Annotated in this window: 10 protein-coding genes and 1 other RNA gene; 8 read left to right on the forward strand and 3 right to left on the reverse strand. The window is 39.4% G+C overall.

Features of this window, described 5'->3' with window-relative positions:
* Positions 1 to 63: 63 nt before the first annotated feature.
* Positions 64 to 2,166 carry an AAA family ATPase gene (locus I1J71_RS05525; RefSeq protein WP_195184017.1) on the forward strand — a complete coding sequence of 701 codons (2,103 nt, stop codon included), beginning with the start codon at positions 64 to 66 and terminating at the stop codon, positions 2,164 to 2,166.
* A 59-nt stretch (positions 2,167 to 2,225) separates the two neighbouring features.
* On the opposite strand, the gene I1J71_RS05530 is transcribed toward I1J71_RS05525, so the two are convergent.
* Positions 2,226 to 2,708: an S-ribosylhomocysteine lyase gene (locus I1J71_RS05530; protein ID WP_004251981.1), complete on the reverse strand. Its 483-nt coding sequence runs from the start codon at positions 2,706 to 2,708 to the stop codon at positions 2,226 to 2,228.
* Positions 2,709 to 2,913: 205 nt separating this feature from the next.
* Here I1J71_RS05530 and I1J71_RS05535 point away from each other — a divergent pair, with 205 nt between their 5' ends.
* The gene (locus tag I1J71_RS05535) at positions 2,914 to 4,896 is read left to right on the forward strand and encodes a peptide ABC transporter substrate-binding protein (RefSeq protein WP_195184018.1); all 1,983 of its coding nucleotides are present in this window, start codon (positions 2,914 to 2,916) and stop codon (positions 4,894 to 4,896) included.
* Positions 4,897 to 4,973: 77 nt separating this feature from the next.
* On the opposite strand, the gene pbp1a is transcribed toward I1J71_RS05535, so the two are convergent.
* Both pbp1a and recU read right to left on the reverse strand, forming a co-directional pair.
* A complete protein-coding gene (gene pbp1a, locus I1J71_RS05540) occupies positions 4,974 to 7,109 on the reverse strand; it encodes a penicillin-binding protein PBP1A (protein ID WP_195184019.1) in 2,136 nt (711 codons plus the stop codon).
* On the reverse strand, positions 7,106 to 7,702 hold the full coding sequence (gene recU / locus I1J71_RS05545; RefSeq protein WP_195184020.1) for a Holliday junction resolvase RecU: 597 nt from the start codon (positions 7,700 to 7,702) through the stop codon (positions 7,106 to 7,108). The genes pbp1a and recU overlap by 4 nt, the downstream gene beginning before the upstream one ends.
* 67 nt (positions 7,703 to 7,769) lie before the next feature.
* On the opposite strand from recU, the gene I1J71_RS05550 reads away from it, so the two are divergent.
* From I1J71_RS05550 to gndA, 6 genes are all read left to right on the forward strand, one after another.
* Positions 7,770 to 8,297, forward strand: a complete 528-nt coding sequence (locus I1J71_RS05550; RefSeq protein WP_195184021.1) for a DUF1273 domain-containing protein — start codon at positions 7,770 to 7,772, stop codon at positions 8,295 to 8,297.
* Positions 8,298 to 8,366: 69 nt separating this feature from the next.
* Positions 8,367 to 8,702: a cell division regulator GpsB gene (gene gpsB / locus I1J71_RS05555; protein WP_324248683.1), complete on the forward strand. Its 336-nt coding sequence runs from the start codon at positions 8,367 to 8,369 to the stop codon at positions 8,700 to 8,702.
* A gap of 18 nt (positions 8,703 to 8,720) precedes the next feature.
* An RNA gene (rnpB, locus tag I1J71_RS05560) (RNase P RNA component class B) lies at positions 8,721 to 9,102 on the forward strand.
* Positions 9,103 to 9,184: 82 nt separating this feature from the next.
* A complete protein-coding gene (locus tag I1J71_RS05565; protein WP_195184023.1) occupies positions 9,185 to 10,363 on the forward strand; it encodes a THUMP domain-containing class I SAM-dependent RNA methyltransferase in 1,179 nt (392 codons plus the stop codon).
* Positions 10,356 to 11,795 carry a cell division site-positioning protein MapZ gene (gene mapZ, locus I1J71_RS05570; RefSeq protein WP_195184024.1) on the forward strand — a complete coding sequence of 480 codons (1,440 nt, stop codon included), beginning with the start codon at positions 10,356 to 10,358 and terminating at the stop codon, positions 11,793 to 11,795. Before I1J71_RS05565 ends, mapZ begins: the two co-directional genes overlap by 8 nt.
* A gap of 76 nt (positions 11,796 to 11,871) precedes the next feature.
* Entirely contained in the window at positions 11,872 to 13,296 is a 1,425-nt protein-coding gene (gene gndA, locus I1J71_RS05575) for an NADP-dependent phosphogluconate dehydrogenase (RefSeq protein WP_195184025.1), read from the forward strand.
* Position 13,297: the final 1 nt, after the last annotated feature.

The following is a 13,297-nucleotide window of genomic DNA, read 5'->3' on the forward strand; positions in this document are numbered from 1 at the left end:
AAAGGTCAGAGAAAGTCAAATTATTTTGACTAAGTAAATTTGAAAATAAACGAGGTATGAAATATGAATAACAACTTTAATAACTTTAACAACATGGATGATTTATTTAACCAATTGATGGGTGGTATGCGTGGATACAGTTCAGAAAATCGTCGTTACTTGATTAACGGCCGTGAAGTAACACCTGAAGAATTCGCTATTTACCGTCAAACCGGTCAACTTCCAAGCGAAGGAAGTGAACAAGCTCAGTACGTTCAAGGTAAAGGTATGAAACAAGATGGGATTCTTGCAAAACTTGGACGTAACTTAACAGCAGAAGCACGTGAAGGTAAGTTAGATCCGGTTATTGGACGTAATAAAGAAATCCAAGAAACTTCTGAAATTCTTTCACGTCGCACAAAAAATAATCCAGTTCTCGTCGGCGATGCTGGTGTTGGTAAAACTGCAGTAGTAGAAGGATTGGCCCAAGCTATCGTGAACGGTGACGTTCCTGCAGCAATCAAGAACAAAGAGATCATTTCTATTGATATTTCTGGACTTGAAGCTGGTACTCAATACCGTGGTAGCTTTGAAGAAAACATTCAAAACTTGGTAAACGAAGTTAAAGAAGCTGGAAATATTATCCTTTTCTTCGACGAAATTCACCAAATTCTTGGTGCTGGTAGCACAGGTGATGGTCAAGGGTCTAAAGGTCTTGCTGATATCTTGAAACCAGCTCTTTCACGTGGAGAATTGACAGTGATTGGCGCAACTACTCAAGATGAATACCGTAATACTATCTTGAAAAATGCAGCCCTTGCTCGTCGTTTCAACGAAGTGAAGGTTAATGCTCCATCTGCTGAAGATACTTTCAAGATTCTTCAAGGTATTCGAGATCTTTATCAACAACACCACAATGTTATTTTGCCAGATGAAGTTTTGAAAGCGGCTGTTGATTACTCAGTACAATATATTCCACAACGTAGCTTGCCGGATAAGGCTATTGACCTTGTGGATGTGACAGCTGCTCACTTGGCAGCACAACACCCAGTTACAGATGTACATGCAGTTGAGCACGAAATTCAAGCGGAAAAAACTAAACAAGAAGAAGCTGCGGCTAAAGAAGATTACGAAGCAGCTCTAAATGCAAAAGTCCGTATCGAAGAGCTTGAAAAGCAAATTGCTAATCATACAGAAGATCACAAGGTTACAGCTACTGTAAATGATGTAGCTGAGTCTGTCGAACGGATGACTGGAATCCCAGTATCACAAATGGGTGCAACCGATATCGAACGATTGAAAGATATGGGTCACCGTTTGCAAACGAAAGTTATCGGTCAAGACAAAGCTGTTGAGGCAGTAGCAAAAGCTATCCGTCGTAACCGTGCTGGTTTTGATGAAGGTAACCGTCCAATCGGTAGCTTCCTCTTTGTAGGTCCTACTGGTGTTGGTAAGACTGAGTTGGCTAAACAATTGGCTCTTGATATGTTCGGAACGAAAGATGCTATCATCCGTTTAGATATGTCAGAATATAGCGACCGTACAGCCGTATCTAAATTGATTGGTACAACAGCTGGTTATGTTGGTTATGATGACAATAGCAATACTTTGACAGAACGTGTTCGCCGTAACCCATATTCAATCGTCCTTCTCGACGAAATTGAAAAGGCTGACCCTCAAGTTATCACACTTCTCCTCCAAGTTTTGGATGATGGTCGTTTGACTGATGGTCAAGGTAACACTGTAAACTTCAAGAATACTGTGATTATCGCAACTTCAAACGCAGGCTTTGGCTATGAAGCTAACTTGACAGAAGATGCTGATAAACCAGAACTTATGGATCGTTTGAAACCTTACTTCCGTCCAGAATTCCTTAACCGTTTCAATGCTGTCATCGAATTCTCACACTTGAGCAAAGAGGATCTTTCTAAGATTGTAGACCTTATGTTGGTTGAAGTTAACAAGACTCTTTCTAAGAAAGACATTGACTTGGCAGTTAGCGAAGCTGCTAAAGAATACATGACTGAAGAAGGCTACGATGAAGTCATGGGTGTTCGTCCACTCCGTCGTGTGGTTGAACAACAAATCCGAGATAAAGTGACAGATTTCCACTTGGATAATCTTGATGCTAAACACCTAGAAGCTGACATGGAAGATGGTGTTTTGGTCATTCGTGAAAAAGACTAAATCAAGATTTAGAAAATAAAAAAAGGAACCAGTTCAAAAGCTGGTTTCTTTTTTTATTATTAGATGACATGACGTTCAAAAGCATCGTCTGAGATTCCTTGTTGGAGAATCAATTTTGCCCATTCCTTAGCAGAAAAGAGGCTGTGATCCTTGTAGTTTCCGCAAGATTCAATAGTTGTTCCTGGGACATCTTCCCAAGTTGTTGTTTCAGCGATTTCCTTCAGTGAATCCTTGATGACAGCTGCGATTTCAGCGCTAGAATGACGTCCCCACATAATCATATGGAACCCTGTACGACAACCAAATGGTGAACAATCAATCATACCGTCGATGCGAGTACGGATTAACTTAGCCAAGAGGTGCTCAATAGTATGAAGTCCAGCAGTAGGGATAGAGTCCTCATTTGGTTGAACCAAGCGGATATCAAAGTTAGAAATGATATCTCCTTTCGGTCCAGTCTCTTCTCCAATCAAGCGGACATAAGGAGCTTTTACAATCGTATGATCTAGTTCAAAACTTTCAACAATAACTTCTTTTGACATGGTATTTCCTTTCAACTTTCTTCTTTCATTATATCATAAAGATATAGTTGATAAATGTCAATGATTGAAATTTTCCTAAAAAGATTTTCATATTAGAAATGGAGGAAGAAAATATTTTCAAATCAATTTGAAAAATTCTGAAAATTGTATTGACACATGGCTGAAAAGGGACTATAATGTATAAAAAGTCATAAAGGAGTTTATTATGAAATTTTCAAAAGTAATGGCCCTAGCAGGAGTGACTCTGTTAGCGTCAGGTGTTTTGGCAGCTTGTTCAGGTTCAGGCTCTAGTGCAAAAGGTGAGAAAACTTTTTCTTACGTTTATGAAACAGATCCAGACAACCTCAACTATCTGACAACAGGTAAGGCTGCAACTGCTAATATCACTAGTAACGTCATTGACGGTTTGATGGAAAATGACCGCTATGGAAACTTTGTGCCATCTATGGCAGAAGACTGGTCAGTATCTCAAGATGGTTTGACTTACACTTATACAATCCGTAAAGATGCCAAGTGGTACACTTCTGAGGGTGAAGAGTATGCTGCTGTGAAAGCTCAAGACTTTGTAACAGGTCTTAAATATGCAGCTGACAATAAATCAGAAGCCCTTTATCTCGTCCAAGATTCTATTAAAGGTCTTGATGCATATGTGAAAGGTGAAGTTAAAGACTTCTCAGAAGTTGGAATTAAGGCAATTGATGATCAGACAGTTCAATACACTTTGAATAAACCAGAAAGCTTCTGGAACTCTAAGACAACTATGGGTGTTCTTGCACCGGTCAATGAAGAATTTCTTACTTCAAAAGGAAGTGACTTTGCCAAAGCAACAGATCCAAGCAGTATCCTTTATAACGGTCCTTACTTGTTGAAATCATTGGTAGCTAAATCTTCAGTAGAATTCGAAAAGAATCCAAACTACTGGGATAAGGACAATGTTCATATTGATAAAGTAAAACTATCATTCTGGGATGGTCAAGACAATAACAAACTTGCAGAAAACTTCAAAGATGGAAGCTTTTCAATGGCTCGTCTCTTCCCAACAAGTGCAAGTTATCCTGAACTCGAAAAAGAGTTTAAAGACAACATCGTTTATACACCTCAAGATTCTTCAACTTACTTAGTTGGGACAAATATTGACCGTCAGTCTTACAAGTACACTTCTAAGACTACAGATGAGCAAAAGACATCAACTAAAAAAGCTCTCCTTAACAAAGATTTCCGTCAAGCTCTTGCCTTTGGTTTTGATAGAACTGCTTATGCTTCTCAAGTAAATGGAGAAAGTGGAGCAACAAAACTTCTTCGTAACTTGTTTGTACCACCAACATTTGTTCAAGTTGATGGTAAAAACTTTGGTGACTTAGTTAAAGAAAAATTAGTAAGCTATGGTGATGAGTGGAAAGATGTCAATCTAGATGACGCTCAAGATGGTCTTTACAATCCTGAAAAAGCGAAAGCAGAATTTGCTAAAGCTAAGACAGCTCTCCAAGCAGAGGGTGTTCAATTCCCAATTCACTTGGATATGCCAGTTGACCAAACAAGTACTACAAAAGTACAACGTGTTCAATCGTTAAAACAATCACTTGAAGCAACATTAGGAACTGACAATGTTGTCATTGACATTCAACAACTTCAAAAAGATGAAGTCTTAAATGTTACCTACTTTGCTGAAACAGCTGCTGGAGAAGATTGGGATCTCTCAGATAACGTTGGATGGTCTCCAGACTACATTGACCCATCTACTTACCTTGATATCATCAAACCGTCTGTAGGTGAAAATACTAAGACTTATCTAGGATTTGATTCTGGTACAAACAACGCCGCTGCCAAACAAGTTGGTTTGGAAGATTACGAAAAGATGGTTGTTGAAGCTGACAATGAAGTCACAGATGTTTCAAAACGTTATGATAAATATGCCGCTGCCCAAGCTTGGTTGACAGATAGCGCTTTGATTATTCCAACAACTTCTCAAACTGGACGTCCAATGTTGTCTAAGATGGTGCCATTCACCCTTCCATTTGCATACTCAGGTAACAAGGGTATGAGTGAAGCCCTCTTGTACAAGTACCTTGAACTTCAAGATAAACCAGTAACTGCTGATGAATATCAAAAAGCTCAAGATAAATGGAAGAAAGAAAAAGAAGAATCTAATAAAAAAGCACAAGAAGATCTTGCAAACCATGTAAAATAAAAGAAGATGGAGTTAGTGATTAACTCCATCTTTTGGTAAATAAAAACCTAGGAAGATGTTTCCTAGGTTTTTATTGATTATTGTTGTCTTTGAGAATTTTGATTTTGTTGAGGATTTTGATTTGTATTTGGAGCAGTTGGGTTCTGTGCGGTATTTGGATTAGTCGTTTCAACAACTGAAGTTGGATTTTCGGTCGTTGTAGTAGCAGCTTCTGTTGTAGCTTGTTGGGTAGTTTGAGGAATCCAGTTGCTACGTGCCCCATTCTTAAAGACGTAATCACCGCTTCTATAAAGTCCTTCTGGCATTGTCCAATCACCAGGGTGATCGTCCTCTGCTAGATATTGCATCATAGAACGATAGATGCTAGTGGCAACAGTAAAGCCATCACCAACGATTGGAGTAAGGCGGTTTGAGTAACCGGTCCAGACTGCCATTGAATATTTACGGGTATAACCAACAAACATTTCATCCGGAGCAACAAATTGACTTGTTTTAATGTGGTTTTCAATCTCTTCATCAGTGTAGTTTGATGTACCAGTTTTACCTGCTTGTGGAAGCCATGAAATATAAGCGTCTCGACCTGTACCAGAGTATAATACTGTTTTCATCATTTCTGTCATCATATAGGCGGTTGTTTCTTTCATAGCACGAGTACCTTGATCAGAAAACTCTTTTGAACTACCGTCGCTAAAGACAACTTTATTGATATACATTGGTTTGTGGTAGATACCACCGTTAGCAAATGCAGCATAGGCAGCAGCCATTTTTTCACTACTTGCACCGTACTGTTTACCTGATTCCGTCGTATTACTTGAAATTGCGTTTGCATATACCATGGTTGGATAATCAATACCAAGTCCGTTTAAGAATCTTTTGGCTTTATCGAGTCCAACTCTATCGAGAGTTTCAACGGCTGGTACGTTACGAGATTGTTGGATAGCAGTTTGAAGAGTGATGTTACCATAATAACCATGATCCCAGTTGTAGACTGGGGTGCTAGTACCTGGGAAGTTATATGGTACATCCTTGAGCATGTAGGCAGTAGAGTCATAAATGTCATACTCTAATGCAGGGGCATAGTCTGTGATTGGTTTCATGGTAGAACCCCAGTCACGGTTAGTTTCAACAGCTTGGTTAATACCGAAAGATACGTTACTAGCTTGGTGACGAGAACCGAGTTGAGCAATAACTTTACCATTTGATACATCAATAATGGTAGAAGCTGCTTGGATTTCATCATCTGGATAGTTTACATATTCATCCGTGTTGTATACATCCCAAAGTCGTTTTTGAACGTCTTGGTCTACGTTAGTGTAGACATCCATTCCAGTGGTTAAAAGGTTGTAGCCTGTCTCTGTTTCAACTTGTTCAATCACTTCTTTGAGGTAATTGTCTAAGTATGGAGGGTAGGAGTTGCTTCCTTTAAGACTTTGTAAACCATCAGTGATAGGTGTGTTTATAGCCGTTTCATATTGCTCAGCTGTTAAATAACCTTGCTTTTGCATCTCTGATAGGACTAGATTACGACGTTCTGTTGCTTCTTCTGGATGGGAATAAGGATCATATTGGTTAGGAGCCTGTGGCATTCCGGCTAGAAGAGCAAGTTGTGGAATAGAAAGGTCTTTTAAATCTTTACCATAGTAATTTTGAGCAGCAGTCTGCATCCCATAGTTACCATTTGACATGTATACTTTATTGATGTAATATGTCAAAATTTCCTGCTTGGTCGCAGTTCTTTCTAACTGAATAGCTAGCCAAGCTTCTTGGGCCTTACGTGAGATTGTTTGGTCTGACGAAGAAGTTGAAAAGTAAGTTAATTTTATCAACTGTTGCGTCAAGGTTGAACCACCTTGGAGTCCACCTCTACTAGTTAAGTTTCGCAGGAAAGCTCCAGCTATTCGAATGCTATCGATTCCTCTATGGTTAAAAAAACGGTGATCCTCGATAGAGACAATTGCATTGACCAATTCAATTGGAACTTCATTGCTTTGAGCATTGACACGACGCTCGGCTCCTAAGTCAGCGATCAATTCGTTTTTACTGTCGTAAATTTTACTTGAAGTTGTTGCGACAAGTTTGCTTTCAGAAAGTTCTGGTGCTTTAGATACATAGTAGAAGAAGACACTTCCACCAATCAATATTGCAGCGATAAAGGCTGCTAAAAATCCAATTCCTAGATATTTAGCAATGCGCCAGATAAGTTGTTTGTTCATATTGTTTTACCACCTAGTAAATGTTGTTTGACGATATCGAGATAAGGTATTTGAGGGAAGGCTTGTTGTTCAATCACATAACCATGCTCTCGAATATAATCAAGCGGCATTGATTTTTTTCCCATATCCTGTTGATAAAAACGGATAAGGTCAATCGCCGGTAATAAATATGTTTCCTGATAAGAAGAAAAATGGATTAGGACGAAGCAAATTCCTTTTTGTTCAAGAACCTGTTCCATATGCTGTATCTGATGAGAATGGAAGTTCTTCATCGGGAAAGCATTTTTTTGTCTGGTTTCCTTTGCTTCGAAATCAATGTAAAATCCTTCATAAACACCCGAGTAGTCAGTAGTTGAAGCTTGTCTAAAATAAGCTTCAACAATTTTAGCGCGACTTCGTTGAGGGTAGTCGACCCGAACAATCTGAACTGGGGTTGGCTTTTTATGAATAACTGCTACTCCATGTGATAGATAGTAGTCATTGGTAGCATTAATCATCTTTTCAAAGCTCATACCTCGATTTGCGAAATTTTTAGTTTGAGGTAGAGAAGTTTTACTTTGTTTAGATGAAAGTTTATGTGGATAGTTGACCATAGTCCTCCTTATTGGTACAATAACATCACTCTATTATACCACAAAGGTCAACAGAAAGGGTGAAAAAATGCATACAGCCTTGGTTTTAGGCTATTCTAGCTTTGATTTAGGATTGTTTAATGACAAAGATATTCGTTTAAAAATTATTAAAAAAGCCATTCGTAGAGATTTGGAAAAAATGGCTGACGAAGGATTGAAATGGTTGGTGTTTACGGGAACCCTGGGATTTGAACACTGGGTTTTGGAGGTGGCCAGAGATATGAAAGATGACTTTGGTTTCCAACTTGCGACTATCTTTGATTTTGAGACTCATGGGGAAAACTGGAATGAGGGGAATCGGGTCAAACTTAGTGGATTTAAACAAGTTGATTTTGTTAAATACGCCTATCCGAACTATGAACACAAGGGTCAATTACGAGATTATCAACTTTTCTTACTTGAAAATACAGATGGAGCCTATCTTTTTTATGATGAAGAAAATGAAACAAAACTGAGATTTTTTTACGAACTGATGAAAAAGAAAGACAACTATATGACAAAAAGATTAACATTTGAGGATTTAAACGAAATAGCAGAAAATTTTTCCGAAAATTGAGGCTTTGACCTTGCTTTTTGTTTGCCTTTTTTTATATAATAATACTAGTAACTGAGAATGGAGAGAGACATGGCAAGTATTATTTTTACAGCAAAGGATATTTTTGAGCAGGATTTCGGAAGAGAAGTACGTGGATACAGTAAAGCAGAGGTAGATGAATTCTTAGATGATGTTATCAAGGATTATGAAACCTATGCAGCGTTGGTTAAATCACTACGCTTGGAAGTCGCAGAATTGAAAGAAGAATTGGCGAACAAACCTCAGGCGGCACCTGTATCTGTAACGTCTGAACCTGCTGAGCTTGGAAGTACGACTTCTATGACTAACTTTGATATCTTGAAACGCTTGAATCGTCTTGAAAAAGAAGTATTTGGTAAACAAATCGTAGAAAACTCAGATTTCTAAGAATCATTCAGTAGTGCAATTTTTGGATAATCGCGTGGAAAGTTTATCTTTTCATGAGGAAAGTCCATGCTAGCACAGGCTGTGATGCCTGTAGTGTTTGTGCTAGGCGAAACCATAAGCCTAGGGACGAGAGATCGTTACGGCGAGTGAAGAGACTAAGTTTTCGGATATGTTTTAGTAGCTCTGAAAGTGCCACAGTGACGTAGTCTTTCTGGAAACAGAGAGAGTGGAACGCGGTAAACCCCTCAAGCTAGCAACCCAAATTTTGGTCGGGGCATGGAGTGCGCGGAAACGAACGTAGTACTCTGACTGCTAGCAGCTTCTAGCTGTTAGTGGTAGACAGATGATTATCGAAAGAAGTGGTCCTAGTCACTTCTGGAACAAAACATGGCTTATAGAAAATTGCATATAGGTTGGGGCTGAGAAATTTTCTCAACCTCATTTTTTAAAGGTGAACAAGAGAAAGGTCTTTAAAGACTGACATGAAACAAACATTTAATATAATAGCGACTGCTGCAGCGGGTTTAGAGGCTGTTGTAGGTCGTGAAGTACGTGCACTTGGCTATGATTGTCAAGTTGAGAATGGTCGCGTTCGCTTTGAAGGGGATGTAAAGGCAATTATTGAAACTAATTTGTGGCTAAGAGCTGCAGATAGGATTAAGATTGTTGTTGGGACTTTTCCCGCTAAAACATTTGAAGAACTTTTTCAAGGAGTTTTTGCCTTAGATTGGGAAAACTATCTTCCACTCGGAGCGCGTTTCCCAATCTCTAAGGCTAAGTGTGTCAAATCAAAACTTCATAATGAACCCAGTGTTCAAGCTATTTCTAAAAAGGCAGTTGTCAAGAAATTGCAGAAACATTATGCTCGACCAGAAGGTGTTCCGCTGATGGAAAATGGTCCAGAGTTTAAAATAGAGGTTTCAATTCTTAAAGATGTTGCGACTATCATGATTGACACAAGTGGCTCTAGTCTTTTCAAACGAGGTTATCGTACTGAAAAAGGTGGTGCTCCTATTAAAGAGAACATGGCAGCAGCAATTCTGCAATTATCAAACTGGTATCCAGATAAACCTTTGATTGATCCAACCTGTGGTTCAGGAACCTTCTGTATTGAGGCAGCTATGATTGCTCGTAATATGGCGCCAGGCTTACGCCGCTCCTTTGCTTTCGAAGAATGGAATTGGGTTAGTGATCGTTTGATTCAAGAAACTCGTACGGAAGCTAGCAAGAAGATTAATCGTGAGATTGAGCTAGACATCATGGGCTGTGATATCGATGGCCGCATGGTGGAAATTGCTAAGGCAAATGCTCAGGCTGCGGGGGTTTCTAAGGATATCCACTTTAAGCAGATGCGCGTGCAGGATTTGCGAACAGATAAGATTAATGGAGTTATTATTTCGAATCCACCATATGGGGAACGCTTATCAGATGATGCAGGAGTAACCAAGCTCTATGCTGAGATGGGAGACGTATTTGCTCCACTCAAAACCTGGAGTAAATTTATCCTGACCAGTGATGAAGCTTTTGAAAGTAAATTTGGTGGTCAGGCTGATAAAAAACGGAAACTCTATAATGGTACTTTGAAAGTTGATTTATATCAATATTTTGGTCAACGAGTGAAAAGACAAGATGTCGAAATAGAAAGGAATGCAAATGAGTGAGAAAAGACGCAATCGCCATCACAAGGATGAGCAAGAATCTAAATTTGAATTTGAAGAAGCTAAAGATTTAACGGTTGGTCAGGCTATTCGTAAGAACGAAGAGGTTGAAGCAGGTGTGACTCCAGATGATACTATCTTAGATAAATATATCAAGCAACACCGTGAAGAAATCGAAGCAGACAAATTTGAAAATTTACAAACGAAAAAAGAGGAGTCTACTCAAAGCTTGGATGATATGATCCAAGAAGTGAGAGAAACTACTGAACAAGAAAATGTGTTAAGTCCGGAAGAGGAAGCAATTGCTCTTGCAGTAGCCACAGATACAACTGAAATCGTTGCCCAAGAAGCCGAAGAAGAGGAAACGAGAGTTCTCGAGCAACCTTTTAAGGATGAATTGGAAGCTGTGGAAATGGCTGAGGTTGATAACTCCGAAGTTGCAGTGGTTTATGAGGGAAATGAAGATCAACTTCAACCCTTATCTCGTTCTGCTCAAGCAGATGATGAACCACAAAATAAAAAGAAATGGGCAATTTTGTCAGCTATTATTTTAGTAATCCTCTTAATTTTTGGAGGTGGCTATTACGTTTATCGTCAGATTACGCGTTCTTCTCAAGAGCTTCAAACGAAGGCGACAGATTCAGGCTTGGTAAGCAATCAGTCAGTCTATGAACAATTTAATACGCTCTACGACACGTTTTATACTGATGAAAACAAAACAGCTCTTAAAAACAGCCAGTTTAGTCAACTGAATCAATTGAAGGAACTTCTAGACAAACTTGAGGGAGCGAGAGAATACACTCTTGCCAAGTCAAAATACGATAGCTTAGAAACCCAAATAAAAGCTATCCAAGAAGTGAATGCTCAATTTGAAACTCCAGCTATTACAGATGGTGTTTTGGATACAAATGCAAAAATCAAAGCGGATGCTAAATTTACAGATATCAAGACTGGTAATACAGAAATTGATAAACTTCTAGATAAAGCAATCAGCCTTGGTAAGAGTCAATTAGCAAGTACAACAACAGCTTCGACAACAGCAGCAAGCCAGGAAGCGTCAAGCCCAACGACAGAAAGCAGTCCATCTACTTCAACAAGTGATACTGCGGCATCTACTAATAGTGGCTTGTCAAGCGAAGGTGTTAATTTGCAAAGAAGTGTCAGTCGAGTACCGTATAATCAATCTGCTGTAAGTGATAGTAGTAATCCTGCCTGGACCTTTGCGGATGGTGTCCTTGAACGAATACTTGAGACATCCCGTGCACGTGGATATATCACTGGAAACCAATATATCTTGGAACCTGTAAATATCGTTAATGGCAATGGTTATTATAATCTTTACAAACCAGATGGAACTTATCTCTTCACCCTTAACTGTAAGACAGGTTACTTTGTTGGGAATGGTTCTGGCCATGCGGATGATTTGGACTACTAGTCAAATTGTTATAAAATTCTTTCTTTTCACAGATAAACGTGATAAAATAAAACATATTAAATAAGAGGAGTGTCACATGACAAAAGCAAACTTTGGTGTTGTTGGTATGGCCGTAATGGGTCGTAACCTTGCCCTTAATATTGAATCTCGTGGATACACAGTTGCTATCTATAACCGTAGTAAAGAAAAAACAGAAGATGTTGTTGCTTGCCATCCTGAAAAGAACTTTGTGCCAAGCTATGATATCGAAAGCTTCGTAAACTCAATTGAAAAACCACGTCGTATTATGCTCATGGTTCAAGCAGGACCTGGTACAGACGCAACGATCCAAGCCCTTCTTCCACACTTGGACAAAGGCGATATCTTGATTGATGGAGGAAATACTTTCTACAAAGATACTATCCGTCGTAACGAAGAATTGGCGAACTCTGGTATCAACTTCATTGGTACAGGTGTTTCTGGTGGTGAAAAAGGTGCCCTTGAAGGTCCTTCTATCATGCCTGGTGGACAAAAAGAAGCTTATGAATTGGTAGCAGATGTTCTTGAAGAAATCTCTGCAAAAGCACCAGAAGATGGTAAACCATGTGTGACTTACATCGGTCCTGATGGAGCTGGTCACTATGTGAAAATGGTCCACAATGGTATCGAGTACGGTGATATGCAATTGATTGCAGAAAGCTATGACTTGATGCAACACTTGCTTGGCCTTTCTGCAGAGGATATGTCTGAAATCTTCTCTGAGTGGAACAAGGGTGAATTGGACAGCTACTTGATTGAAATCACAGCTGATATCTTGAGCCGTAAAGATGATGAAGGTCAAGATGGACCAATCGTAGACTACATCTTGGATGCTGCAGGAAACAAGGGAACAGGTAAATGGACTAGCCAATCAGCTCTTGACCTTGGTGTGCCATTGTCACTGATTACTGAGTCAGTATTTGCGCGCTACATTTCAACTTATAAAGAAGAACGTGTACACGCTAGCAAGGTGCTTCCAAAACCAGCTGCTTTCAAATTTGAAGGAGACAAGGCTGAGTTGATCGAAAAAATCCGTCAAGCCCTTTACTTCTCAAAAATCATCTCTTACGCACAAGGTTTTGCGCAATTGCGTGTAGCTTCTAAAGAAAATAACTGGAACTTGCCATTTGCAGATATCGCATCTATCTGGCGCGATGGATGTATCATCCGTTCTCGTTTCTTGCAAAAGATTACAGATGCTTACAACCGTGATGCAGACCTTGCTAACCTTCTTTTGGATGAGTACTTCTTGGATGTAACAGCTAAGTACCAACAATCAGTTCGTGATATCGTAGCTCTTGCTGTTCAAGCAGGTGTACCAGTACCAACCTTCTCAGCTGCCATCACTTACTTTGATAGCTACCGCTCAGCTGACCTTCCAGCAAACTTGATCCAAGCACAACGTGATTACTTTGGTGCCCACACATACCAACGTAAAGACAAAGAAGGAACATTCCACTACTCTTGGTATGACGAAAAATAAG

The sequence above is a fragment of the Streptococcus infantis genome, assembly GCF_015546995.1.
Taxonomy (GTDB): domain Bacteria; phylum Bacillota; class Bacilli; order Lactobacillales; family Streptococcaceae; genus Streptococcus; species Streptococcus infantis_J.